This is a genomic window from Pseudomonas graminis, from assembly GCF_001705435.1.
GTDB classification, from domain to species: Bacteria; Pseudomonadota; Gammaproteobacteria; order Pseudomonadales; family Pseudomonadaceae; genus Aquipseudomonas; species Aquipseudomonas graminis_B.
In genome coordinates this window covers 144,235-167,244 of the sequence record NZ_MDEN01000054.1, presented here as the reverse complement: position 1 = coordinate 167,244, position 23,010 = coordinate 144,235, and the positions used below count along the sequence as shown (strand labels likewise).

Sequence of the window (23,010 nt, the reverse complement as noted above, 5' to 3'; positions counted from 1 at the left end):
TTGGTTACTTGGGGTGCTTTTCCAAGTAACTCGCCGAAGGCGAAACAGTCTGCCCCCAGGCAGACGCTCTTGATCTTGACCTCGCCGAACCAGGCCTTAATTCCCGAATTGCTTGCTCAACCCCGGCGGCACACCGCTGGCATCGGTCTCTTGCCACGGGCCACTTGGCGAAGTCGACCAGGTCCAGCCATCATTCCAGCGGTAGTACGTGCGCTGGCGATAGAACGTGTTCGGCACGTTATCCAGCACATGCACACCCAGACGCGCATCCCAGTGGCTGTTACCACCCGGCGGCGGCGCGAAGTGCGAAGAGGTTTTCGGGCCGGGCGCAGGGATCGGCGTCGACGGCGGTGTATGCGGCGCAGTGCGCGGGGTGCCGGGCTGCGGCGTCGGCGACGGACCAGGAACGGTCGGGATCGGTTCGGAACTCTGCGGCCCTGGATGCTGCACCGCACAGGCTGCGGTCAATCCCACCACCAGACTCAACAAGGCAAAACGGGCGACGCGATACATAAGGACTCTCTACTCGCTGCGTTAACGGAGATTACTGATCAGGGCTGTCGATGGTCAGGGTCTGCAGCGCCGTCACATTGCTCGGCAACGGCTGGCTGCGGCCGATCCATTCGCCCGCCGTAGGTTGACCGGCGCGGGACACCCGGGCCACGAGTTGGACTTCGGCAAAGTTCGACAGTTTCAGCTGCGGCATCATAGCGTCGGCGTCGCTCAGCTCGACCTCCACCGGCAAGTCGGCCACGGTCACGCGCTTGACCGCCAGCGGCGCCGGCGGGCCTGACACCGCGCGGGCGAACACGAACACCGTGTCGCCCGGCTGGACCTTGGCTTTCAACGCCGCAGACAGCGTGACACGCACCTTCATGCGTGCGGCCTGCACCGCCAACGGCTGGGTGTCTTCCAGCTTGCCGCCGCTTTGCACGAGCTTGTCACGGGCGCGTTTGATCCCGCCTTCCAGCGCCCCACGGGAGGGATCGTCCGGCGGCAACACGGCCAGCAAACGCGTCCAGTAACTGACTGCCTGATCAAACTGCTGGCTTTCAAACGCGTTGATGCCCATCAAGCCCAGGCTGGTGACTTCCTTGGGATTGAGCTTCAGCGCTTCTTCGGCAATCCCCTGAATCTGCGGGCTCCAGGCCTTGTTGCCAGCGAAATACAGCGCCTGAGCCCATTGCCCCAGCAGTTCGGGCTGACGGCCGGCCAGCTTGGCCGCGCGCTCGAACATCCGCGCGGCATCGGCCGGGCGATCCTGGGCCATGTAGGTCCGCGCAAGGAAGTACGCGCTCTCGGCGGAATCCGGTTGCGCCTTGACCGCGCGCTCTAGCCGCTCGGTCATCTGCGCCAGCGAACCCGGCGGCTGGGAGAACTCTCGGGTCAGCTCGACCTTGTCCGATGCGCCGAAATGCAGATACAGGCCCAACGCCAATACCGGGACCAGAATCGCGGCGAGCAGCGGCAGCGGCTTGCCCAGGCGCGAAACCCGCTCGCCCTCCACGCCTTCGGTGTCGGCGAGCAATTCACGGGCAGCCTCGGCACGACCGCCGTCCAGTTGCGCCACCGAGAGCACGCCCTCCTCCTGCTGCGCTTGCAGCTCGGCGATGCGCTCCTGATACAAGGCGACGTTGAGGGCGGTGCGATCTTCTTCAGTTTGTGCGCGACGGCCGCGCACCACAGGGATCAGCAGAAAACTCAGGGCCACCAGCAACAGCAGGCCGGCGGCCATCCAGAAATCGATCATTCGCGGTTTTTATCCAGCAAGTGGGCGAGGCGCTGACGCTCCTCGTCGGAAAGCACATCGGCGTCTTCGCGGCCTGAGCGACGGCGGCGCACGACGATCACACCAATCAACACCGCGCCAACCGCCAGCAGCCCGGCCGGGCCGAACCAGAGGAGCCAGGTGTGGGCATTGAGCTCGGGCTTGTAGCGCACGAACTCGCCATAGCGATCGACCATGAAATCGATGATCTGCTGATTGCTCCGGCCTTCGCCGAGCATGCGGTAGATCTCTTTGCGCAGGTCTGCGGCGATGGGCGCATTGGAATCGGCGATGTCCTGATTCTGGCATTTCGGGCAGCGCAGCTCGCGAGTCAGCTCGGTATAGCGGGCACGCTCGGCGTCGTCCTTGAAGGTGTAGGCATCAATCGCCGCCTGAGCAACACCTGCAAAACCGAGCGCCAACACCGCAGCAGCAGCCCATCGCCGCACTCCCTTGAGGAGCAAGCCAGCAGACACACCGCCGCCCCCGTGAGAGCGCAGGCCAGCAGGCACACCGCGCAAACCCTGTGGGAGCGAGCTTGCTCGCGAAGAGGCCCTTGAAGCCGCCACATCTCCAGCGACAGAAACGCCGCCCTCGCGAGCAAGCTCGACTCCCACATAGTCCGCGTCACCCGGCCGGATCATTCTGAGCCCTCGTCAACCAGCGCCTGATACTGGCCCGCCAGCTTCTCGCGCCAGACCGTCTCGTCGATCACGCCGACATGCTTGTAGCGAATGACACCCTTGGCATCGATCAAAAAGGTCTCCGGCGCGCCATACACACCGAGATTCAACCCCAGGCTGCCGGCCTCATCGTTGATGTTCAGCTGATACGGGTCGTGAAACGCCTTGAGCCACTTCTGCGCCTCGGCATTAACGTCCTTGTAGTTGACGCCATAGATCACCACGCCCTGCTGCGCCAGCTTGGTCAGCACCGGGTGCTCGACGCGGCAGGCCACGCACCAGGTGCCCCAGACGTTAACCAGTGCCGGTTTGCCAAGCAGGTCGGCGCGGGTCAGCGGCTTGCCGTCCTGCACCGCGGGCAAGCTGAACTCAGGGAAGGGTTTGCCGATCAGCGCCGACGGCAGTTCCGACGGATCCAGATACAAGCCTCGGTACAGCAACCCCGCCATGCCGAGAAACAACACCAGCGGCGCCAGCAACATCCAGCGCTTCATACCGCCGCTCCCGTCATGCCCAGCGCGTCGCGCACTTTCGCGCGGACTTTGACGCGATATCGTTTATCCAGCGCCGCCAGCACCCCGCCCAGCGCGGTGATCAACCCGCCAAACCAGATCCAGCGCACGAACGGCTTGACGTGGACACGCACCGCCCACGCGCCGTTTTCCAGCGGTTCGCCCAGCGCCACGTACAGATCGCGGGTGAAACCGGCGTCGATACCGGCCTCGGTCATCATCGAACGCTGCACGGTGTACAGGCGTTTTTCCGGGTGCAGCACGGTGATTTCCTTGCCGTCTTCCAGCACGCGAAGGGTGCCGCGATCGGAGGTGAAATTCGGGCCCTGATAATGCTGAGCGCCCTCGAACACAAACGTGTAGCCGCCCAGGTCCACCGATTCTCCGGGGGCCATGCGCAGGTCGCGTTCGGCGCTGTTCTGGCTGGACAGCACCACGCCCAGCGCCAGCACCGCGATGCCGAGGTGCGCCACTTGCATGCCCCAGTAACTGCGGGTCAGCGAACGCATGCCTTTGAGCAGGCCTTTGTGCCGCGTCTTGTCGAACAGGTCGCGCACGCCGGCCAGCAGCACCCAGGCCGCGAGCAAACAGGTGGCAAGCACGGCCCAGTGGAAGTCGGCCATGGCGAAACCGGCGATCACCGCCAGCACCGCGCTGCCCACCAACACCGGCGCGAGCATGCCCATCAGCCACTTGACCGGCGTGTCCTTCCAGCGCACCAGCACGCCCACCGCCATGACCGCCATGAGCAACCCCATCAGCGGCACGAACAACGCGTTGAAATACGGCGGGCCGACCGACATCTTCGCCCCGCTCAGGGCATCCAGCACCAGCGGGTACAGGGTGCCGAGCAGAATCATGGACGCGGCCACCACCAGCACCAGGTTATTGCCCAGCAGCAAGGTTTCCCGCGACCACAGGCCAAAACCGACGTGGCTCTTCACCACTGGCGCGCGGAGAGCGAACAGGGTCAGTGAGCCGCCGACCACCATCAGCAGGAAGATCAGGATGAACACGCCACGGGCCGGGTCGGAGGCGAAGGCATGCACCGACGTCAGCACGCCGGAGCGCACCAGGAAGGTGCCCAGCAGGCTCAACGAAAACGCCGCAATGGCCAGGAGCACGGTCCAGCTCTTGAACACGCCGCGCTTTTCGGTGACCGCCAGGGAGTGAATCAGCGCCGTGCCCACTAGCCATGGCATGAACGAGGCGTTTTCCACCGGGTCCCAGAACCACCAGCCGCCCCAGCCCAATTCGTAATAGGCCCACCACGAACCCAGGGTGATGCCAACGCCGAGGAAGGCCCAGGCGACGATGGTCCACGGCCGCGACCACCGCGCCCACGCTGCATCAAGACGACCGCCAAGCAACGCGGCGATGGCGAAGGCAAACGCCACGGAAAAACCGACATAACCCATGTACAGCATCGGCGGGTGAACGATCAGGCCAATGTCTTGCAGCAACGGGTTGAGGTCGCGCCCGTCCTGGGGAATCTGCGGCAGGATGCGGCTGAACGGGTTGGAGGTGAGGATCAGAAACAGCAGAAAGCCAACGCTGATCATGCCCATCACGGCCAGGACACGGGCGAGCATGACCTGGGGCAATTGCCGGGAAAAGATCGACACGGCGAAGGTCCAGCCACCGAGGATCAGCGCCCAGAGCAGCAACGAGCCTTCGTGCGCCCCCCACACGGCGCTGAACTTGTAGTACCAGGGCAGCGCGCTGTTGGAGTTTTCGGCGACGTAGGCCACGGAAAAGTCATCAACCATGAACGCGTGGGTCAGGCAGCCAAAGGCAAACACCAGAAAGGCAAACTGCCCCCATGCGGCGGGCTGGGCGAGGCTCATCCACAGGCGGTCGCCGCGCCAGGCGCCCATCAGCGGCACGACGGCCTGCACGATGGCGAAGCACAGGGCCAAAATCATGGCCAAGTGGCCGAGTTCGGGAATCATCGTTTACCCCTGTTTGTCCGGGAGAGCGGCGGGCGTGGCGGCGGGTGCGGGCTGGCCGCTGTCTTTCAGCGCTTTCGCGACTTCCGGCGGCATGTATTTCTCGTCGTGTTTGGCCAGCACTTCATCGGCGACAACCACGCCGTCGGCATTGAGCTTGCCGAGGGCGACGATCCCCTGCCCTTCACGGAACAGGTCCGGCAGGATGCCGCGATAGGTGATGGGCACCGACTTGTTGAAATCGGTGACGGCAAACGTCACGTCCAGGGAATCCGGCGAGCGCTGCAGCGAGCCCTGGACCACCATGCCGCCGGCGCGAATCCGCATGTCACGGGGCGCTTCGCCGCTGGCGATCTGGGTAGGGGTGTAGAACAGGTTGATGTTTTCCTTCAGCGCGCTGAGTGCAAGGCTGACCGCGATGCCGACCCCGGCGAGGATCGCCAGGATGATCAACAGGCGCTTTTTTCGCAGCGGATTCACGTAATGCTCTCCCGGCGCAGACGGCGCGCCTCTTGTTGCAGGTAACGCCGACGCGCGAAAACCGGTGCCAGGACATTGATCGCCAGCACGGTGAAACAGATGCCATAGGCCGACCAGACATACAGCCCGTGCTTGCCCATGGCGAGAAAATCACTGAAAGACTCGAAGCTCATCGTTCGGCTCCGTGGCGAGGGGACGCGGTGTGGCCAAGGTGCTTCGCTACGGCCTCTTTGACCCAACCGGCGCGGGCCTCGCGCTTGAGCACGTCCAGGCGCATGCGCATCAGCAGCACCGCCCCGAAGAAGCAGTAAAACCCCAGCACGGTGAACAGCAGGGGCAGCCACATTTCAGCGGGCATGGCGGGCTTTTCCGTCAGGCTGAAGGTGGCGCCCTGGTGCAGCGTGCTCCACCACTCCACCGAGTATTTGATGATCGGGATGTTGATCACGCCGACAATCGCCAGCACGGCGCAGGCTTTGGCGGCGCTGTCGCGGTTGGTGATCGCGTTGCCCAGCGCGATCAGGCCGAAATACAGAAACAGCAGAATCAGCATCGACGTCAGCCGCGCGTCCCAGACCCACCACGAACCCCACGTCGGCTTGCCCCAGATCGCGCCGGTCACCAGCCCCAGGGCAGTCATCCACGCACCGATGGGCGCCGCGCATTGCAGGGCGACGTCGGCCATTTTCATCTTCCAGACCAGCCCGACCACGCCGCACACCGCCATCATCACGTAGCAGGACTGGGCCAGCATCGCTGCCGGCACGTGGATATAGATGATGCGAAAACTGTTGCCTTGCTGATAGTCCGGGGGCGCGAATGCCAGCCCCCAGACCACGCCAATGCCGATCAACAGCGCCGCAGCGATGCTCAGCCACGGCAGCAGACGGCCGCTGATGCCGTAAAACCATTTGGGCGAACCGAGTTTGTGGAACCAGGCCCAACTCATGCCGCCTTTAGCCTTGGCGCTTGTGTTCATCACGCTGCCTTTTCATCACGGTGCTCTTTATAACGGTGCGTCTCAGCACGAGTTGCTGTCAGGGCAAGGCGCTTCTTATGGCTGAAGCGTCCGTGACCTGCCGACGGAAAAACTGTCCGCTCGGTCAGGGTGCGATTATTCGCCAACGCTGATCTTCAAACCAGCGGCAATTGCAAAGGGCGTCAGGGTTAACGCCAGTGCGGTGAGGCTGCCAAGCCAAAGCAGATAACCGGTCGCGGGCATGCCCTCAAGGGCAGCCTGCAAGGCGCCGCTGCCGAGAATCAGCACCGGGATGTACAGCGGCAGAATCAACAGCGCCAACAGCAGACCGCCGCGCTTGAGCCCTACGGTCAAGGCCGCGCCCACCGCGCCAAGCAGGCTCAACACCGGCGTGCCCAGCAACAGCGACAGCAGCAACACCGGCAAACACGCGGTGGGCAGGCCCAGCATCAGCGCCAGCAGCGGAGACAGCAGAACCAGTGCCAGCCCGGAAAACGCCCAGTGCGCCAGCACCTTCGCCAGCACCAGCAGCGCCAGCGGTTGCGACGACAGCACCCATTGTTCGAGGGAGCCGTCTTCGAAATCACTGCGAAAAAGGCCGTCCAGTGACAGCAGCACGGACAACAGCGCGGCCACCCACACCAACCCCGGCGACAGCCGCTGCAGCAGTTGCGTGTCAGGGCCGACGGCCAGGGGAAACAGGGCGATGACGATGGCGAAGAACACCAGCGGGTTGAGCAGTTCGGCCGGGCGCCGAAACAGCAGGCGCGCTTCGCGGGCGATCAACAGGGTGAACACGTGACTCATGCCGCCCACTGCCTCAGGTCCAGCTCGCGATAACCCGAGGGGGTGCGACTCAGCGTGTGGTGAGTGGTCAGGACCACGGCGCCGCCCTTTTCACAGTGAGCGGCCAGGTGCGCTTCCAGTTGGGCGACACCCTGCTTGTCCAGCGCGGTGAAGGGCTCGTCAAGCATCCACAGGCCGGGGCCCGGCAAATACAGGCGGGCCAGTGCCACCCGACGGCGCTGGCCGGCCGACAAGGTATGGCACGGCACGTCTTCAAACCCGCGCAGGCCGACCGCTTCGAGGGCGCGCCAGATCTCGGCGGCCGCCACGGGGGTGTGCAGTGCGCAGAGCCAGGCGAGGTTCTCCAGGGGTGTGAGCACGTCTTTGATGCCGGCGGCGTGGCCGATCCACAGCAGGTGGCGGGTCAGTTCGCTACGCTGGCTGGCAAGGGGCTTGCCGTCGAGGAGCACATCGCCGGCGGTGGGCTGCATCAGTCCGCACAACAGGCGCAGCAGGCTGGTCTTGCCGCTGCCGTTGGGGCCGCTGATCTGCACCATGTCGCCCGCGCTCAGCCGCAATTCGAGATGCTCGAACAGCAGGCGCCAGTCACGCTCGCAAGTCAGCGCCACGGCTTCAAGAACGGGGATCGGCATCGGGACCTTCTTTTCGGTAGCAGCGGCACGGCGGTTCAAGTCGGGATCATGACGGCCGTTATACTGGTGCAGCTTAACGGTGGACCGCCGACGCAGTCGGTGCCGGATTATACATACCCGGGCCCGCCACCCAGAGCGCAAATTCACCGAGTCGGGATCTGATGACAGGCGATATACCCAATCTTTCTCCAGTAAACGTGGCCACGGCCTTGCTGCGCGCAGGTGTGCCGGCGGGCGAAGTGCTCAAGCTGATGGAGCCGCGCGAAGGGCTGTTGTCCTCAGGTCAGGTGGCCAGCGCTGAAGTGGTGAGCCTCAAGCAACTGGGGCAGGACTTTCAGCTCTTGCTCAAACTGACCATGGACAATGGCCGGCAAACCACCCTGCCCGTCAGCAGTTCGCTGCCGCTGACGCCGGGCACCAGCGTCAACGTCGCCCAGGGCTCGGCCGACACCCTGACCATCAGCGTGCAGGACCTGCAGAAAGCCGCCACCAACAGCCTGACCAGCATCGACACGCGGCAACTGCCCGCTGGCACGCTGCTGCAAGGCAAAGTGCTGACCACTCAGGTGGCGGCACAGAATGTCGCGCAGTTGGCGGGGCAATCCCCCGGGCAATCGTCGGGCGGGGCGCAGCCGGCGAATTACCGCTCCATCGTCATCCTGCTCAACACGGCCCTGGCCGGCACCAGCCTGACCGTCGACAGCCCGCAGCCGTTGCGGGTCGGCAGTCTGCTCAGCGCCCAGGTGCAGAACAGTCAGGCGCTGAATTTCGTCGCCCTGCCCAATCGTCTGGATGAACTGGCCCTGGCGCAGCAGTTGTCGACACAACAAAGCCGGCAGGGCTCGCTGCAGGGCCTGATCACCGCCCTGCAGAACCTGCCGCCACCGGCCGATGGCGACAACCTTTCGCCGTCACTGCGGGCCAGCATCGAGCAACTGTTGGCCGATCTGCCGGACGTCCCACAGATGACCACTGCCAAGGGCGTGGCCCAGGCGCTGAATGCCAGCGGCCTGTTCATGGAACCGCGTTTGCTGGCCGGGCAGAACCCGGCGCTGGTGCCGGACATGAAAGCCAACCTGCTGCGCCTGATCACGCAAATTCTGCCGGGCCTGCCGGACAGCGTCAGTTACAGCGCTGCCGCCGCCGGCAATACCCTGGCGCGGGCGATGCCCAGCGTGTTGCGCAGCGCCTTTGGCACTTTGGGGCTGGTGGCGCCGCCGAGCGAAACGATCAACTTCCCATTACCACCGCGCACCCTCGGCCATCCGGAAAGCAAAGACGATCTGGAGATGCTGTTGAAACTGGCGGCGGGGGCGATATCGCGGCTGCAGAGCCATCAGTTGGGTGGCCTGGAGCAAACCCGGACCCATGCCGACGGCACCCAGGTGACCACCTGGCAGCTGGAGATCCCGATGCGCAACGCCCACGACATCGTGCCGTTGCAGGTCAAGGTTCAGCGCGAGGAGACGCCCGAGCGCGATGAGCATGCCGATACGCCGGCGCAGGAAGCCCGGGAGCGAGAAAAACTCTGGCGGCTGGAGTTGGCGTTTGATCTGGAGCCGCTCGGCCCGTTGCACGTGCAGGCGCAACTGATTGCCGGCAGCATCGCCAGCCAGTTATGGGCTGAACGCGAAGGCAGCGCCGAGTTTATTTCCAGCGAGCTGGGCAATCTGCGCGCGCGGCTGGTGGCATGCGGTCTGAACGTCAAGGAACTGGAATGCAATCGCGGCGTACCGCCCCAGGGGCCACGCGCCGTGCTCGAACAACGCTGGATCGACGAGAACGCCTGATGAGCAGACCCGAGCAGACACCGCGTCAGGCCATTGCCCTCAGCTACGACGGCCACCAGGCCCCGACGCTGACGGCCAAGGGCGACGACACCCTGGCGGAAGCCATTCTGGCGATTGCCAGGGAGTACAAGGTGCCGATCTACGAAAACGCCGAACTGGTGAAAATGCTCGCCCGCCTGGAACTGGGCGACAGCATTCCTCAGGAGCTGTACCTGACCATCGCGGAAATCATCGCGTTTGCCTGGCACTTGAAAGGCAAGTTTCCGGTGGGCTTTGACCCGAATGCAGGGCCGGTGGAGCGGGATATCACCCCTCGGTGAAATATGCACGGCGCCTTAACGGACGCCTTCCCGGCTAAAGCCGGTCCCACTAAAAACCGCGTATCCGGCAGGACCGGCTTCAGCCGGGAAGACATCAGTCGCAGCACCCGGAACTCGCGGTTTCCCGCCATTCAGGCGCCCCGATTACCGCCATGCATCTTGGTCATCAGCTGCGCTTCGGCCTGGGTCAGGCCGCAGGATTGGGTGAGCTCGTCGATGCTGGCGCCCATCCCGACCAGGCGGGCGGCCTGGGCGAAGGACAGCGTGGAAGGATCGCGCTGCTCGAGGGCAGTGATCTTGTCCGGCAGCAGCGCGATGATGGAACGCAACTCGTGCAGTTCCTCACCCATTTTCACCGTGCCACCCTGGTAATTTTCCAGGCGCCGGGCCAGCTCACGGATGCGCTGATCACGCAGCGAATCCGCTTCCAGCTGCTGCACGGCCAGCGTGCGCAAGCGTTTGGTGTGGGCCATGAACATCGCGACGCTCGCGACCCACAACACCGCCAGAAAAATGACCGCTACATCAAGAATCAATCAGATGTTCTCCAGCTCGGACCACTCTTCCTCGGACATCATCTTGTCCAGTTCCACGAGGATCAGCAGTTCGCCGTTCTTGTTGCACACGCCCTGGATGAATTTGGCGGATTCGTCGTTGCCCACGTTCGGCGCGGTTTCGACTTCCGACTGACGCAGGTAAACCACTTCAGCCACGCTATCGACCAGGATCCCGACCACTTGCTTGTCGGCCTCGATGATCACGATACGCGTGTTGTCGCTGACTTCAACCGGCGGCAGACCAAAGCGCTGACGGGTATCGATGACAGTGACGACGTTGCCGCGCAGGTTGATGATCCCCAGCACGTAGCTTGGCGCGCCCGGGACCGGTGCGATCTCGGTGTAGCGCAGCACTTCCTGAACCTGCATCACGTTGATGCCATACGACTCGTTGTCCAGGCGGAAGGTGACCCATTGCAGAATCGGATCTTCGGAACCCTGTGCTGACGACTTCTTCATACCCCTAACCCCTTGCGTGTTGTGCCGTGCGGTCGACGATTCGTACGCCGGCCTGTGTTTATGTGATGTGCGTGATGACTGATGCTATTTGCGCGTGTGCATGTGCTTGACCGCGCCACTGGCGATCAGCTCGGCCAGCTCGGAAACGTCCAGCAGCGCACACATGTGCTCGATCACCGTCCCGGCAAGCCAAGGCCGCTGACCACGGTGGGTGCGCCATTTGATTTCATTGGGGTCCAGGCGCAACGAGCGGCTGACTTGGTGCACTGCCAGCCCCCATTCATAGCCCTGAACCGAGATCACGTATTGCAGGCCCTGACGGAAATCGTCGCGGTACCGGTCCGGCATGATCCAGCGCGCGGTGTCCAGTACCTTCAGGTTGCCCGCCTGGCTGGGCAGGATCCCGAGGAACCAGTCCGGCTGGCCGAACAGCGGCGTCAGATCATGGCCCGCCAGTGGGTAAATCGAACCCAGACACACCAGCGGCACCGCGAGGGTCAGACCGGCGACGTCGAACAGCAGGCATTCGAACGGCTCGGCCGCCCAGGCCGGGCGCTCGTCGCCGGTGGGCGGAGGCGTCGGTGTGCGCTGGGCAGACAGATGCACGTCAACCACCGGCTCGACCAGGGCCACTGGTGGTTCTTCCACCACCCGGGCCTCAAGGGCCGGGCTCTCAACCGCAGGCTCGACCTCCGGCATGATGACCGGCGGCAGAATCACCGGTGGCATTACCACGGGTCGTTCCATCACCCGCGCGGCGGCCGGTTCAGGCTGAGCGGTATAGGCCAGCGACACCGGCGCAGGCCGGCTCATCGGAGCAGGCTGGGACGCCGGCAGCGCAGGGGGCAACGCGGCAGCCACAGCCGCCGCTACCGCGGAACGCATGCGTGCGTCATGGGCCTGCTCTTCGAGCACGGCCGCTTGAAATTCATCGACGGACTCGACGACCTGCAGCTCCTCGGTCGCGTCAAACAGCAACGCGTCAAGGTAGTTCTGCAGCGCCAGTTGTGGTCGTGTAGCGATGTCCAGGGGGCGGTTCATACGGGAGCCCGAAAAGTAGTGATGCGATTGCCGCCTGAAACAGATATCGGCTGCATAGCCGATGGACTTGAGCGTGCAGACGCGCCGCTCGACAAATAATGATCAGCGGACACTCAGGCCACCTGCCCGACAAGCTGTTCGGTGAGCATGTGTTTGAGCAACGCGCGGTAGGCCAGCACGCCACGGCTCTTGTTGTCGAACTGCGAAGGCGTCACGCCGGCGCGGCTGGCATCGCGCAACCGCGTGTCCACCGGAATGAACGCATTCCAGACGTGGTCCGGGTAACTGTCACGCAGCAGCTTGAGGGTGCTCATTGACGCCTGGGTGCGGCGGTCGAACAGCGTCGGGACGATGGTGTACGGCAGCGGCACCTTGCGCGAACGATTGATCATCGCCAGCGTATTGACCATCCGCTCCAGGCCCTTCACCGCCAGGAATTCAGTCTGCACCGGGATCGCCAGTTGCTGGCTCGCCGCCAGGGCGTTGACCATCAACACGCCGAGCAACGGCGGGCTGTCGATGATCGCGTAATCGAAGTCCTGCCACAGCTGCGCCAGACTCTTGGCAATCACCAGCCCCAGGCCGCTCTGCCCCGGCGACTGGCGCTCAAGGGTGGCCAGCGCGGTGCTCGACGGCAGCAGGGAAATACGCTTGTCACTGGTCGGCAGCAGCAGCTGGCCAGGCAACCCTTCAGGCACCACGCCCTTGTTGAGGAACAGGTCGAAGCTGCTGTGTTCCAGCGTATCGGGATCTTGCCCGAAATAGCTGGTCATCGAGCCATGGGGATCGAGATCCACCACGACCACGCGCTTGCCCGCCTCTGCCAGCAAGCCGGCTAAAGCGATGGAGGTGGTGGTCTTGCCGACCCCGCCTTTCTGATTGGCTACTGCCCAGACTCTCATGTACTCGTTTTCCCCCCGACCAAAGCGACGACCGGGTTTAAGGGGCAGATGACGAAGATTTGACGCCTTGCGGCGGCTTGGCCGGGACCGGTGCAGTTTGTGTGCCAGCACGGCGCAGCGCAGCATCCGGTTTTGCATTGGCCGTGGTGCCCGAGCCCGTGAGGCTGCGGCGCACGTCCAGGTTGCGCGAGATCACCAGCACCACGCGGCGGTTGCGCGCGCGGCCGTCAGCGGTGGCGTTGGAGGTCAGCGGCTGAAATTCGCCGTAACCGACCGAGGCCAGCCGCGCCGGGTTGATCCCGTCCATGGCCAGCATGCGCACGATGCTCGATGAGCGCGCCGACGACAGCTCCCAGTTGGTCGGGAACTGCCCGGTGTTGATCGGCTGGTTATCGGTGAAGCCTTCGACGTGTACGGGGTTGTCGAACGGCTTGATGATTTTCGCGACCTTGTCGATCAGGTCGAACGCCTGATTGCTCGGCATCGCATCGCCGCTGCCGAACAGCAGGCTGGAATTGAGCTCGATCTCGATCCACAGCTCGTTGCCACGCACGGTCATCTGCTTGGAAGCGATCAGGTCACCGAACGCCGCGTTGACGTCATCGGCAATCGATTTCAGCGGGTCGTCCGCAGCCTGACCCAGGGCGGCGTCGGTCTGGTCGCTGTCCTGAACCAGCGGGTCGGCGGGTCGTACGGTCTGCGGTTTCTGCTCGCCGATGGGGATCGGCCTGACACTGCGCTCAGGCTCATTGAAGACCCCGACAAGCGCCTCGGAGAGCACCTTGTATTTGCCTTCGTTCAGCGACGAGATGGAATACATGACCACGAAAAAAGCGAACAGCAAGGTGATGAAATCCGCGTAGGACACCAGCCAGCGTTCGTGATTTTCGTGCTCTTCGTGGCGACGTCGGCGGGCCATCAGTCCATCACTCCATGAAGCCTTGCAGCTTCAGTTCGATCGAGCGCGGGTTCTCGCCTTCGGCAATCGAGAGCAGGCCTTCGAGGAGCATTTCGCGGTAGCGCGACTGGCGGATCGCCACGGCCTTGAGCTTGTTCGCCACCGGCAGAAGAAACAGGTTGGCGGACGCTACGCCATAAATGGTGGCAATAAACGCCACAGCGATACCGCTGCCCAGTTGATTGGGGTCGGCCAGGTTGCCCATCACATGGATCAGGCCCATGACGGCGCCGATGATGCCTATCGTGGGCGCATAGCCGCCCATGCTTTCGTACACCTTCGCGGCCTGAATGTCGCGACTTTCCTGGGTGATGAAGTCCACTTCCAGAATGCCGCGAATGGCCGCCGGTTCAGCGCCGTCGACCAGCAGTTGCAGGCCTTTGCGTGAATAGGCATCGGGCTCCGAGTCCGCCACGGCTTCGAGGCCCAGCAGGCCCTCTTTGCGCGCAGTGAGACTCCAGGACACGACGCGATCAATGCCGCCGGCCAGGTCGATGCGTGGCGGAAACAGAATCCAGATGAAGATCTGCATCGCCCGTTTGAACGCGCTCATGGGCGTCTGCACCAGGCAGGCCGCCAGCGTACCGCCAAGCACGATCAGCGCGGCCGGGCCGTTGAGCAAGGCGCCCAGATGCCCGCCTTCCAGGAAGTTGCCGCCAATGATCGCGACGAACGCCAGGATGATCCCTATCAGCGTCAAGACATCCATCAGCTGCAGGCCTCCACCAGGTGGCGCCCGATGTCGTCGAGGCTGTAAACGGCGTCGGCCAGTTCGGCTTTGACGATCGCCATGGGCATGCCGTAGATCACGCAGCTGGCTTCGTCCTGCGCCCAGATCTGGCTGCCGCTCTGCTTGAGCAGACGCGCGCCTTCACGGCCGTCAGCGCCCATCCCGGTGAGGACGACGGCGAGGACTTTGTCACTGTAGGATTTCGCCGCCGAGCCGAAGGTGATGTCGACGCACGGCTTGTAGTTCAGGCGCTCGTCGCCCGGCAGGATTTTCACCGCGCCGCGACCGTCGACCATCATCTGTTTGCCACCCGGGGCCAGCAGTGCCAGACCGGGACGCAGGATGTCGCCGTCCTCGGCTTCTTTAACGCTGATGCGGCAGAGCTTGTCGAGGCGCTCGGCGAAGGCTTTGGTGAACGCGGCCGGCATGTGCTGGATCAGCACGATGGGCGCCGGGAAGTTGGCCGGCAGTTGGGTCAGCACCCGCTGCAAGGCCACCGGGCCACCGGTGGACGTGCCGATCGCGACCAGTTTGTAGGCTTTGCGCTTGGGCGCAGCCGACGTCGGCGCGTGGTGATGGGACGCCGGTGCATGATGCTGCGGCGCTGGCGCGGCTGTACGTGCAGGCGCAGGGGCTGGCGCCGAACGTGACGGGCTCGGTGCGGCAGACGTGCTGCGCGGTGCCGGCGTTGAGGCGGAAGGTACCGCTGCCGGCGTTGCGGCAGGCGTGCTGGTGTAACCACCGAAACGACGGTTGCTGCGGGAAATGCTGTGTACTTTCTCGCACAGCATCTGTTTGACCTTCTCGGGGTTGCGCGAGATGTCTTCGAAGTTTTTCGGCAGGAAATCCACGGCGCCAGCGTCCAGCGCATCGAGGGTGACTCGGGCGCCTTCGTGGGTCAGGGAGGAGAACATCAACACCGGGGTCGGGCAGCGCTGCATGATGTGACGGACCGCGGTAATGCCATCCATCATCGGCATTTCGTAGTCCATGGTGATCACGTCGGGCTTGAGGGCCAGGGCTTGTTCAATGGCTTCCTTGCCATTGGTGGCGGTACCGACCACCTGAATCGTGGGATCTGAAGAGAGAATTTCCGAAACACGACGTCGGAAAAAACCCGAGTCGTCCACGACGAGAACCTTGACTGCCATAAACACTCCAAAGAGCGCGCGCCACCCCTGAGGGTCGGCGCGCCCTGAATCACGTAGCTTGGGTCACATTGGCGATACGGGACAGGCCAGTGAGACCGGTTTTCGCGCTTGAAACAGGACCGGGTCTATTTGTAGGACCGGCTTTAGCCGGGAAGGCGTCGGGTTTCACACCGATACATCCACAGTGTTCATACCGGCCCTTTCCCGGCTAAAGCCGGTCCTACTGAGAAGGCGTCGGGTTTCACACCACAAAATCGAGGGTGTTCACCCTGCCCTCTTCCCGGCTGAAGCGGTCCTACAGAACATCGAAAGCCGCCTGCCTAAGCCGATCCTGCCTAACCAATCCGTCGTGCCGCGTAGCGCTTGAGCATGCTCGGGACATCGAGAATCAGTGCAATGCGACCGTCACCGGTGATGGTAGCGCCCGACATGCCCGGCGTGCCTTGCAGCATCTTGCCCAGCGGCTTGATGACCACTTCTTCCTGGCCGACCAACTGATCCACCACGAAGCCGATGCGTTGCGTGCCGACCGACAGGATCACCACGTGACCTTCGCGCTGCTCCTCGTGAGCCGCCGAACTGACCAGCCATCGCTTGAGGTAGAACAGTGGCAGCGCCTTGTCGCGGACGATGACCACCTCCTGACCGTCGACGACGTTGGTGGTCGACAGGTCCAGGTGGAAGATCTCATTGACGTTGACCAGCGGGAACGCGAAGGCCTGATTGCCCAGCATGACCATCAGCGTCGGCATGATCGCCAGGGTCAGCGGGACCTTGATGACGATCTTCGAGCCCAGGCCCTTGGTCGAATGGATGTTGATCGAGCCGTTGAGCTGGGAGATCTTGGTTTTCACCACGTCCATGCCCACGCCACGCCCGGACACATCGGAAATCTCGGTCTTGGTCGAGAAGCCCGGTGCGAAGATCAGGTTGTAGCAGTCGGTGTCGCTGAGGCGATCCGCTGCGTCCTTGTCCATCACGCCACGCTTGACCGCGATCGCACGCAGGACCGCAGGGTCCATCCCTTTGCCGTCATCGGAAATCGACAGCAGGATGTGATCGCCTTCCTGTTCAGCCGAGAGAATCACACGACCGTTCCGGGCCTTGCCCGACGCCTCGCGCTCTTCAGGCGACTCGATACCGTGGTCGACCGCGTTGCGCACCAAGTGGACCAGCGGGTCGGCCAGGGCTTCGACGAGGTTTTTGTCCAGGTCGGTTTCTTCACCCACCAGTTCAAGGCTGATTTCTTTCTTCAGCTGACGGGCCAGATCGCGAACCAGTCGCGGGAAGCGACCGAACACTTTCTTGATCGGCTGCATGCGGGTCTTCATGACCGCGGTCTGCAGGTCAGCAGTCACCACGTCCAGATTGGACACGGCCTTGGACATGGCTTCATCGGCGCTGTTGGCGCCCAGGCGCACCAGGCGGTTACGCACCAGCACCAGTTCACCGACCATGTTCATGATTTCGTCCAGCCGCGCGGTGTCGACGCGCACGGTGGTTTCGGCTTCAGCCGGCGGTTTTTCGCTGGCCGCCGGAGCAGCAGCACGCGCCGGAGCAGGCGCAGAGGCAGGCGTCGCTTTGGCCGGTGCCGCCGCAGCAGGCGTCGGTTTGGCGGGTTCGGCTTTGGCCACGGGCTCAGGCTTGTTGACCGGTGCAGCAGGCGCAGCCGGTGCCGCGGCGGCCACCGCAGGTTCGAACTTGCCTTTGCCGTGCAACTGGTCCAGCAGGTCTTCGAATTCGTTGTCGGTGATTTCGTCCGAGGCCGCCGCTTTCGACGGGGCCGCAGGTGCAACCGGCGCGGCAGGCGCAGCGGCAGCAGGAGCAGCATGAGCCGCGGCGTCAGGAGCAGCAGTACCAACGGCATCCGGCGAGAACGAGCCTTTGCCATGCAACTGATCCAGCAGCGACTCAAATTCGTCGTCAGTGATTTCGTCACTGGCCGGTGCGGCAGACGGCGTCACGGCCGCCGGCGGTTGCACGGCATCGACGGCGAACTGGCCTTTGCCATGCAACTGATCGAGGAGTGATTCGAATTCAGCGTCGGTGATTTCATCGCTGGCCGCAGCGCCCGCCGGTGCAGCGGGAGCCGCTGCCGCCGGTGCTGCCGCGACAGGTGCGGCTGCCGCAGGGGCAGAGGCAACCGGTGCAGGACCGCCCGCCGCTTGCGCCTTGACGGCGTTCAGCGAATCCAGAAGCTGTTCGAATTCAAGGTCGGTGATGTCTTCGGACGGCGCTTCTGCCACCGGCTCTTCGACCACCGGGGCTGCAGCCACTTCCTCTTGCGAAGCAGGCTCGGCCAGGCGAGCCAGCGCGGCCAGCAATTCAGGTGTGGCGGGGGTAACGCTGGAGCGCTCGCGCACTTGACCGAACATGCTGTTGACGGTGTCGAGTGCTTCAAGGACCACGTCCATGAGCTCCGAGTCGACGCGGCGTTCACCCTTGCGCAGGATGTCGAAAACGTTCTCGGCGATGTGACAGCATTCAACCAGCTCATTGAGCTGGAGGAAGCCGGCGCCCCCTTTTACAGTGTGAAAACCGCGAAAAATTGCATTGAGCAGGTCCGCATCGTCCGGCCGGCTTTCCAGCTCGACCAACTGCTCTGACAACAGCTCGAGAATCTCGCCGGCCTCTACCAGAAAATCCTGAAGGATTTCTTCATCGGCGCCGAAGCTCATTGGGGGGTGCTCCTAAAATTAACCGTCAAACCGATCCGGAGGCTGCACTGACGGCCTGCGCGCATTGCTTTCGTCGAAGCATTGGCGCGCGGGTCCAGCAGCCACTTTCACAGAAAACCTGAAGACCGAGACAGAATGACCGAATCAGAATCCGAGGCTGGATAGCAGATCGTCAACATCATCCTGTCCGGATACAACGTCTTCACGTTTATCGGCATGAATCTGCGGACCTTCACCCTTGGAGTGAAGTTTTTCTTGTTCTTTTTGCTGACGGAACATTTCCTGGTCGTGCTCGATGCCCGCGAAGCGGTCCACCTGGCTCGCCATGAGCACCAGCTTGAGCAGATTGCGCTCGACTTCGGTGACCAGCGTGGTCACGCGCTTGATCACCTGACCGGTGAGGTCCTGGTAATCCTGAGCCAGCAGAATGTCGTTCAGATGCGCGGAGACTTCGGTGGTCTCTTTCTCGCTGCGGGTCAGGAACACATCGACGCGGCGGGCCAGATCACGGAACTCTTCGGCGCTGATTTCGCGGCGCATGAAGCGTCCCCAATCGGCGCTCAACGCCTTGGCGTCATCACTGAGCCCGTGCATCAACGGCGTGCTCTGCTCCACCAGGTCCATGGTCCGGTTGGCCGCGTTTTCGGTCAGCCTGACCACGTACGACAGCCGCTCGGTGGCGTCGGTGATCTGGGAGACCTCCTCGGCCTGGGGCATGTTCGGGTCGATCTGGAAGTTGACGATCGCGCTGTGCAGCTCGCGCGTCAGTTTGCCGACTTCCTGATACAGGCCGCGGTCGCGGGTCTGGTTAAGCTCATGGATCAGTTGCACGGCGTCGCCGAACTTGCCTTTTTCAAGGCTCGCGACCAGCTCTTGTGCGTGTTTCTTCAGGGTTGACTCAAAGTCACCCATTGTCGAATCTTTGGAATCCATAGCGCCCTCGCAGCGGACATCAGCTATTGACGCGCTCAAATATTTTTTCGATTTTTTCTTTGAGCACTTGCGCGGTGAACGGCTTCACCACGTAGCCGTTCACACCGGCCTGAGCGGCTTCGATGATCTGCTCGCGCTTGGCTTCGGCAGTCACCATCAGCACCGGCAGACTGCGCAGACGCTCGTCGGCACGCACCTGACGCAACAGGTCGATGCCGGACATGCCCGGCATGTTCCAGTCAGTGACGAGGAAGTCAAAGGCGCCGCTTTGCAGCATGGGCAATGCGGTGAGTCCGTCATCTGCTTCGGCCGTGTTGGTGAACCCAAGGTCACGCAACAGGTTTTTTATGATCCGCCGCATCGTTGAGAAGTCATCAACGATGAGGATTTTCATGTTCTTGTCCAATTCGACCTCCAAGCAGTCTTTAACGCGTTCAGCACCTGAACGCGCGTCCAATCAATACCGTCTGTGCCGAACATGAAAAGGGGTTTCAATCGACCGGAACGAGCGCAGCGAAACCGGATCATCTACGACCCGGTTCGACCGACTCCTGCCGTGTCTCTTTTGCTTCCCGCTCACGTCTTGCACAGCCGGTCTTACAAGCAAAACACGCAGGCCTCATGGCCTGCGCCTGATTCACGAACGTGCGCGCCACTCGCCAAGACGACCGCGCAACCGCGCCGCGCATTGACTGTGCAGCTGGCTGACACGCGATTCGCTGACCCCCAGGACCTCACCGATTTCCTTGAGGTTCAGCTCTTCGTCGTAGTACAGCGACAAGACCAGGCGTTCACGTTCGGGCAAGTTGGCGATCGCCTCGGCCAGCGCGGCCTGGAAGCGCTCGTCTTCCAGATCCCGCGACGGTTCGAGGGACTGGCTCGCGCCGTCCTCGTGCAGCCCTTCGTGTTCGCCGTCCTGCAACAGGTCGTCGAAACTGAACAGGCGGCTGCCCAGGGTATCGTTCAAAATCCCGTAGTAATCGTCGAGACTCAATTCAAGTTCGGCAGCAACCTCGTGATCTTTAGCGTCACGGCCGGTTTTTGCTTCGATTGCACGAATCGCGTCGCTGACCATGCGCGTGTTGCGGTGGACCGAGCGCGGTGCCCAGTCCCCCTTGCGCACTTCGTCGAGCATCGCGCCACGGATACGAATACCCGCGTACGTCTCGAAACTGGCCCCTTTGGTGGAGTCGTATTTGGTCGAGACTTCGAGCAAGCCAATCATGCCCGCCTGAATCAAATCCTCGACCTGCACACTGGCCGGCAGACGCGCCAGCAAGTGGTAGGCGATTCGTTTGACCAGCGGTGCATAACGCTCGATCAGCTCATACTGGGAGTCTTTGGACGATTTGCTGTACATGCGATAGCCACTTGCTGTCATGAGACGGGCCCTGCGCTGGTGTGATGCACGAGGCGTTCTACGAAAAATTCCAGGTGACCGCGCGGGTTCGCCGGCAGCGGCCAGGTGTCGACTTTCTGCGCGATGGCCTTGAACGCCAGGGCACATTTGGAACGCGGAAACGCTTCGTACACGGCGCGCTGTTTCTGCACGGCCTTGCGTACGCATTCGTCGTACGGCACGGCGCCTACATACTGCAGGGCCACGTCGAGAAAACGGTCGGTGACTTTCGTCAGCTTGGCGAAGAGGTTGCGCCCTTCCTGCGGGCTCTGGGCCATGTTGGCCAGGACGCGGAAGCGGTTCATGCCGTAATCGCGGTTGAGCAGTTTGATCAGGGCGTAGGCGTCGGTGATCGACGTGGGCTCGTCGCACACCACCAGCAGCACTTCCTGGGCGGCGCGGACAAAGCTCACGACCGACTCGCCGATGCCGGCGGCCGTATCAATGACCAGCACATCGAGGTTGTCGCCGATGTCACTGAAAGCCTGAATCAGCCCGGCATGCTGCGCCGGGGTCAGGTGGACCATGCTCTGGGTGCCCGATGCCGCCGGCACGATGCGTACGCCGCCCGGGCCCTGCAGCAGGACATCGCGCAGCTCGCACCGCCCTTCGATGACATCAGCCAGGGTGCGCTTGGGGGTCAGACCCAACAATACGTCGACGTTGGCCAGACCCAGATCGGCGTCCAGCAGCATGACGCGACGTCCCAGCTCGGCCAGCGCCAGTGAAAGATTCACTGAAACGTTGGTCTTGCCTACGCCACCTTTGCCACCGGTCACCGCGATAACCTGTACGGGATGCATGCTGCCCATGTTAATTGTTTACCTTGTCTTGCTTAGACCTAAGCCACATGTCGGGCTGCACGTTCAGTGCCTGAACAATGCCTGGCAGACCATCGATGCAGGAAAATTCCACTGTCATTTCTCTACCTAGCCCGCACGCTTGCCGGTGCTGTGATAAAGATCCGCAAACATATCCGCCATCGCTTCCTCGCTAGGCTCCTCCTGCATCTGCACACTCACAGCCCGGCTCACCAATTGGTGCCGACGCGGCAAATGCAGATCATCCGGTATCCGTGGGCCATCCGTGAGATAGGCCACAGGCAGTTCGTGTGTCACGGCCAGGCTGAGCACTTCGCCGAGGCTGGCCGTTTCGTCGAGCTTGGTCAGGATGCACCCGGCCAGGCCGCAACGTTTGTAACTGTGATAAGCCGCTGACAGCACCTGCTTCTGGCTGGTTGTTGCCAGCACCAGGTAGTTGCGCGCCTTGATGCCACGGCCGGCGAGGGTTTCCAGTTGCAGACGCAGTGCCGGATCGCTGGCTTGCAGGCCGGCGGTGTCGATCAACACCACGCGCTTGCGCAACAGCGGCTCCAGCGCCTGTGCCAGGGACTGGCCCGGGTCGACGTGGGTGACCGGTACATTGAGGATCCGGCCCAGGGTTTTAAGCTGTTCCTGAGCGCCAATGCGGAAACTGTCCATGCTCACCAGCGCGATATTTTGCGCGCCGTATTTCAACACATATCGGGCCGCCAGTTTAGCCAGCGTGGTGGTTTTACCCATGCCGGCAGGGCCGACCATGGCAATCACACCGCCCTCCTCCAGTGGTTCGATGTCCGGCGTGGCAATCATGCGGGCCAGATGGGCCAGCAGCATGCGCCAGGTGTGAGCCTGATCACCGGATTCCGGGACCATCGCCAGCAGATCGCGGGACAGTGGGCCGGAGAGGCCAACGCGTTGCAGACGGCGCCACAGGTTGGCCTGCTGCGGACGGCTGCCTTGCAGCTGGTTCCAGGCCAGCGAGCCCAGCTGGACTTCCAGCAGTTCGCGCAGGCCGTTCAATTCGGAGCGCATCGCCTCGTAGGCACGGTCGCCGACGGCCGGCTCGGCGTTGCGTTCGGCACGCTCGGCGGCCACTGCGGCGTGGACCGACGGGCGAAACGGTTCTTCCAGGGTCGGTTCGATCTGCTTGCTGTCATCCATCGCCAGACCGACGAACAACTGGCGATTGGCGACAGTGTCCAGCTCGCTGCGGTGGGTCAGCTCCGCCTGAGCGGTGACGATGCGCGACTGAGTCTTGCGCAGCTCTTCTTCGAGTTCGATGTTCGGCACACGGGGGGCCAGCGCAGACAACTTGTAGTCCAGGGCCGCGGTCAGTTCCACGCCGCCGGCGATCCGCCGATTCCCGATGATGGCGGCTTCAGCGCCCAGCTCATCGCGAACCAGTTTCATGGCTTGTCGCATATCGGCGGCGAAAAAACGCTTAACTTGCATGACTCACTA

General features: G+C 63.0%; 25 protein-coding genes. 2 read left to right on the top strand and 23 right to left on the bottom strand.

Annotation, left to right across the window (positions count from 1 at the left end; all coding sequences use genetic code 11):
- Positions 1-96: 96 nt before the first annotated feature.
- The 10 genes from BBI10_RS05300 to ccmA all read right to left on the bottom strand — a co-directional run bounded on the left by BBI10_RS05300 (position 97) and on the right by ccmA (position 7,810).
- Positions 97-513: a hypothetical protein gene (locus BBI10_RS05300; RefSeq protein WP_065987330.1), complete on the bottom strand. Its 417-nt coding sequence runs from the start codon at positions 511-513 to the stop codon at positions 97-99.
- A gap of 31 nt (positions 514-544) precedes the next feature.
- Positions 545-1,750, bottom strand: a complete 1,206-nt coding sequence (gene ccmI, locus BBI10_RS05295; protein WP_065987329.1) for a c-type cytochrome biogenesis protein CcmI — start codon at positions 1,748-1,750, stop codon at positions 545-547.
- Positions 1,747-2,217 carry a cytochrome c-type biogenesis protein gene (locus BBI10_RS05290; protein WP_065987328.1) on the bottom strand — a complete coding sequence of 157 codons (471 nt, stop codon included), beginning with the start codon at positions 2,215-2,217 and terminating at the stop codon, positions 1,747-1,749. Before BBI10_RS05290 ends, ccmI begins: the two co-directional genes overlap by 4 nt.
- A gap of 191 nt (positions 2,218-2,408) precedes the next feature.
- Complete coding sequence (locus BBI10_RS05285) at positions 2,409-2,945, bottom strand: DsbE family thiol:disulfide interchange protein (protein WP_065987327.1); 537 nt, start codon at positions 2,943-2,945, stop codon at positions 2,409-2,411.
- Complete coding sequence (locus BBI10_RS05280; RefSeq protein ID WP_065987326.1) at positions 2,942-4,915, bottom strand: heme lyase CcmF/NrfE family subunit; 1,974 nt, start codon at positions 4,913-4,915, stop codon at positions 2,942-2,944. Before BBI10_RS05280 ends, BBI10_RS05285 begins: the two co-directional genes overlap by 4 nt.
- 3 nt (positions 4,916-4,918) lie before the next feature.
- On the bottom strand, positions 4,919-5,392 hold the full coding sequence (gene ccmE / locus BBI10_RS05275) for a cytochrome c maturation protein CcmE (RefSeq protein ID WP_065987325.1): 474 nt from the start codon (positions 5,390-5,392) through the stop codon (positions 4,919-4,921).
- Positions 5,389-5,565, bottom strand: a complete 177-nt coding sequence (gene ccmD, locus BBI10_RS05270) for a heme exporter protein CcmD (protein WP_065987324.1) — start codon at positions 5,563-5,565, stop codon at positions 5,389-5,391. The genes ccmE and ccmD overlap by 4 nt, the downstream gene beginning before the upstream one ends.
- On the bottom strand, positions 5,562-6,341 hold the full coding sequence (locus BBI10_RS05265) for a heme ABC transporter permease (protein ID WP_065987344.1): 780 nt from the start codon (positions 6,339-6,341) through the stop codon (positions 5,562-5,564). The genes ccmD and BBI10_RS05265 overlap by 4 nt, the downstream gene beginning before the upstream one ends.
- Before the next feature lie 165 nt (positions 6,342-6,506).
- A complete protein-coding gene (ccmB, locus tag BBI10_RS05260; RefSeq protein ID WP_065987343.1) occupies positions 6,507-7,178 on the bottom strand; it encodes a heme exporter protein CcmB in 672 nt (223 codons plus the stop codon).
- Positions 7,175-7,810 (bottom strand): cytochrome c biogenesis heme-transporting ATPase CcmA, encoded by a 636-nt coding sequence (gene ccmA, locus BBI10_RS05255; RefSeq protein ID WP_065987323.1) that lies wholly within the window; start codon positions 7,808-7,810, stop codon positions 7,175-7,177. Before ccmA ends, ccmB begins: the two co-directional genes overlap by 4 nt.
- 161 nt (positions 7,811-7,971) lie before the next feature.
- On the opposite strand from ccmA, the gene BBI10_RS05250 reads away from it, so the two are divergent.
- Positions 7,972-9,600, top strand: coding sequence for a flagellar hook-length control protein FliK (locus tag BBI10_RS05250; RefSeq protein ID WP_065987322.1), 1,629 nt, complete (start codon positions 7,972-7,974; stop codon positions 9,598-9,600).
- The gene (locus BBI10_RS05245; protein WP_065987321.1) at positions 9,600-9,920 is read left to right on the top strand and encodes an EscU/YscU/HrcU family type III secretion system export apparatus switch protein; all 321 of its coding nucleotides are present in this window, start codon (positions 9,600-9,602) and stop codon (positions 9,918-9,920) included. Before BBI10_RS05250 ends, BBI10_RS05245 begins: the two co-directional genes overlap by 1 nt.
- Before the next feature lie 131 nt (positions 9,921-10,051).
- Here the strand turns inward: BBI10_RS05245 and BBI10_RS05240 are convergent, their stop codons facing one another.
- The 13 genes from BBI10_RS05240 to flhF all read right to left on the bottom strand — a co-directional run bounded on the left by BBI10_RS05240 (position 10,052) and on the right by flhF (position 23,001).
- On the bottom strand, positions 10,052-10,456 hold the full coding sequence (locus BBI10_RS05240; RefSeq protein ID WP_065987320.1) for a DUF2802 domain-containing protein: 405 nt from the start codon (positions 10,454-10,456) through the stop codon (positions 10,052-10,054).
- Positions 10,457-10,936, bottom strand: coding sequence for a chemotaxis protein CheW (locus BBI10_RS05235; protein ID WP_065987319.1), 480 nt, complete (start codon positions 10,934-10,936; stop codon positions 10,457-10,459).
- 84 nt (positions 10,937-11,020) lie between these two features.
- Positions 11,021-11,977 (bottom strand): CheW domain-containing protein, encoded by a 957-nt coding sequence (locus BBI10_RS05230; RefSeq protein ID WP_065987318.1) that lies wholly within the window; start codon positions 11,975-11,977, stop codon positions 11,021-11,023.
- 113 nt (positions 11,978-12,090) lie between these two features.
- On the bottom strand, positions 12,091-12,879 hold the full coding sequence (locus tag BBI10_RS05225; protein WP_065987317.1) for a ParA family protein: 789 nt from the start codon (positions 12,877-12,879) through the stop codon (positions 12,091-12,093).
- Positions 12,880-12,916: 37 nt separating this feature from the next.
- Positions 12,917-13,798 carry a flagellar motor protein MotD gene (gene motD / locus BBI10_RS05220; protein ID WP_065987316.1) on the bottom strand — a complete coding sequence of 294 codons (882 nt, stop codon included), beginning with the start codon at positions 13,796-13,798 and terminating at the stop codon, positions 12,917-12,919.
- Positions 13,799-13,805: 7 nt separating this feature from the next.
- Positions 13,806-14,546, bottom strand: coding sequence for a flagellar motor protein (locus tag BBI10_RS05215; protein WP_065987315.1), 741 nt, complete (start codon positions 14,544-14,546; stop codon positions 13,806-13,808).
- On the bottom strand, positions 14,546-15,718 hold the full coding sequence (locus BBI10_RS05210; RefSeq protein ID WP_065987314.1) for a protein-glutamate methylesterase/protein-glutamine glutaminase: 1,173 nt from the start codon (positions 15,716-15,718) through the stop codon (positions 14,546-14,548). Before BBI10_RS05210 ends, BBI10_RS05215 begins: the two co-directional genes overlap by 1 nt.
- Before the next feature lie 335 nt (positions 15,719-16,053).
- Complete coding sequence (locus tag BBI10_RS05205) at positions 16,054-18,396, bottom strand: chemotaxis protein CheA (RefSeq protein ID WP_065987313.1); 2,343 nt, start codon at positions 18,394-18,396, stop codon at positions 16,054-16,056.
- Positions 18,397-18,540: 144 nt separating this feature from the next.
- Positions 18,541-19,329, bottom strand: coding sequence for a protein phosphatase CheZ (locus tag BBI10_RS05200; RefSeq protein ID WP_065987312.1), 789 nt, complete (start codon positions 19,327-19,329; stop codon positions 18,541-18,543).
- 19 nt (positions 19,330-19,348) lie between these two features.
- Positions 19,349-19,723 carry a chemotaxis response regulator CheY gene (locus BBI10_RS05195; protein ID WP_172612850.1) on the bottom strand — a complete coding sequence of 125 codons (375 nt, stop codon included), beginning with the start codon at positions 19,721-19,723 and terminating at the stop codon, positions 19,349-19,351.
- A 243-nt stretch (positions 19,724-19,966) separates the two neighbouring features.
- On the bottom strand, positions 19,967-20,710 hold the full coding sequence (fliA, locus tag BBI10_RS05190) for an RNA polymerase sigma factor FliA (protein WP_065987311.1): 744 nt from the start codon (positions 20,708-20,710) through the stop codon (positions 19,967-19,969).
- Positions 20,707-21,540, bottom strand: coding sequence for a flagellar synthesis regulator FleN (fleN, locus tag BBI10_RS05185; protein WP_037011520.1), 834 nt, complete (start codon positions 21,538-21,540; stop codon positions 20,707-20,709). Before fleN ends, fliA begins: the two co-directional genes overlap by 4 nt.
- Before the next feature lie 117 nt (positions 21,541-21,657).
- A complete protein-coding gene (gene flhF, locus BBI10_RS05180; RefSeq protein ID WP_065987310.1) occupies positions 21,658-23,001 on the bottom strand; it encodes a flagellar biosynthesis protein FlhF in 1,344 nt (447 codons plus the stop codon).
- Positions 23,002-23,010: the final 9 nt, after the last annotated feature.

What these genes read in the sequence shown, in the direction of transcription:
- BBI10_RS05300 (WP_065987330.1), bottom strand. Translation starts at nt 513, where the DNA reads ATGTATCGCGTCGCCCGTTTTGCCTTGTTGAGTCTGGTGGTGGGATTG.
- ccmI (WP_065987329.1), bottom strand. Translation starts at nt 1,750, where the DNA reads ATGATCGATTTCTGGATGGCCGCCGGCCTGCTGTTGCTGGTGGCCCTG.
- BBI10_RS05285 (WP_065987327.1), bottom strand. Translation starts at nt 2,945, where the DNA reads ATGAAGCGCTGGATGTTGCTGGCGCCGCTGGTGTTGTTTCTCGGCATG.
- BBI10_RS05280 (WP_065987326.1), bottom strand. Translation starts at nt 4,915, where the DNA reads ATGATTCCCGAACTCGGCCACTTGGCCATGATTTTGGCCCTGTGCTTC.
- ccmD (WP_065987324.1), bottom strand. Translation starts at nt 5,565, where the DNA reads ATGAGCTTCGAGTCTTTCAGTGATTTTCTCGCCATGGGCAAGCACGGG.
- BBI10_RS05265 (WP_065987344.1), bottom strand. Translation starts at nt 6,341, where the DNA reads ATGAGTTGGGCCTGGTTCCACAAACTCGGTTCGCCCAAATGGTTTTAC.
- ccmB (WP_065987343.1), bottom strand. Translation starts at nt 7,178, where the DNA reads ATGAGTCACGTGTTCACCCTGTTGATCGCCCGCGAAGCGCGCCTGCTG.
- ccmA (WP_065987323.1), bottom strand. Translation starts at nt 7,810, where the DNA reads ATGCCGATCCCCGTTCTTGAAGCCGTGGCGCTGACTTGCGAGCGTGAC.
- BBI10_RS05250 (WP_065987322.1), top strand. Translation starts at nt 7,972, where the DNA reads ATGACAGGCGATATACCCAATCTTTCTCCAGTAAACGTGGCCACGGCC.
- BBI10_RS05245 (WP_065987321.1), top strand. Translation starts at nt 9,600, where the DNA reads ATGAGCAGACCCGAGCAGACACCGCGTCAGGCCATTGCCCTCAGCTAC.
- BBI10_RS05235 (WP_065987319.1), bottom strand. Translation starts at nt 10,936, where the DNA reads ATGAAGAAGTCGTCAGCACAGGGTTCCGAAGATCCGATTCTGCAATGG.
- BBI10_RS05230 (WP_065987318.1), bottom strand. Translation starts at nt 11,977, where the DNA reads ATGAACCGCCCCCTGGACATCGCTACACGACCACAACTGGCGCTGCAG.
- BBI10_RS05225 (WP_065987317.1), bottom strand. Translation starts at nt 12,879, where the DNA reads ATGAGAGTCTGGGCAGTAGCCAATCAGAAAGGCGGGGTCGGCAAGACC.
- motD (WP_065987316.1), bottom strand. Translation starts at nt 13,798, where the DNA reads ATGGCCCGCCGACGTCGCCACGAAGAGCACGAAAATCACGAACGCTGG.
- BBI10_RS05215 (WP_065987315.1), bottom strand. Translation starts at nt 14,546, where the DNA reads ATGGATGTCTTGACGCTGATAGGGATCATCCTGGCGTTCGTCGCGATC.
- BBI10_RS05210 (WP_065987314.1), bottom strand. Translation starts at nt 15,718, where the DNA reads ATGGCAGTCAAGGTTCTCGTCGTGGACGACTCGGGTTTTTTCCGACGT.
- BBI10_RS05205 (WP_065987313.1), bottom strand. Translation starts at nt 18,396, where the DNA reads ATGAGCTTCGGCGCCGATGAAGAAATCCTTCAGGATTTTCTGGTAGAG.
- BBI10_RS05200 (WP_065987312.1), bottom strand. Translation starts at nt 19,329, where the DNA reads ATGGATTCCAAAGATTCGACAATGGGTGACTTTGAGTCAACCCTGAAG.
- BBI10_RS05195 (WP_172612850.1), bottom strand. Translation starts at nt 19,723, where the DNA reads ATGAAAATCCTCATCGTTGATGACTTCTCAACGATGCGGCGGATCATA.
- fliA (WP_065987311.1), bottom strand. Translation starts at nt 20,710, where the DNA reads ATGACAGCAAGTGGCTATCGCATGTACAGCAAATCGTCCAAAGACTCC.
- fleN (WP_037011520.1), bottom strand. Translation starts at nt 21,540, where the DNA reads ATGGGCAGCATGCATCCCGTACAGGTTATCGCGGTGACCGGTGGCAAA.
- flhF (WP_065987310.1), bottom strand. Translation starts at nt 23,001, where the DNA reads ATGCAAGTTAAGCGTTTTTTCGCCGCCGATATGCGACAAGCCATGAAA.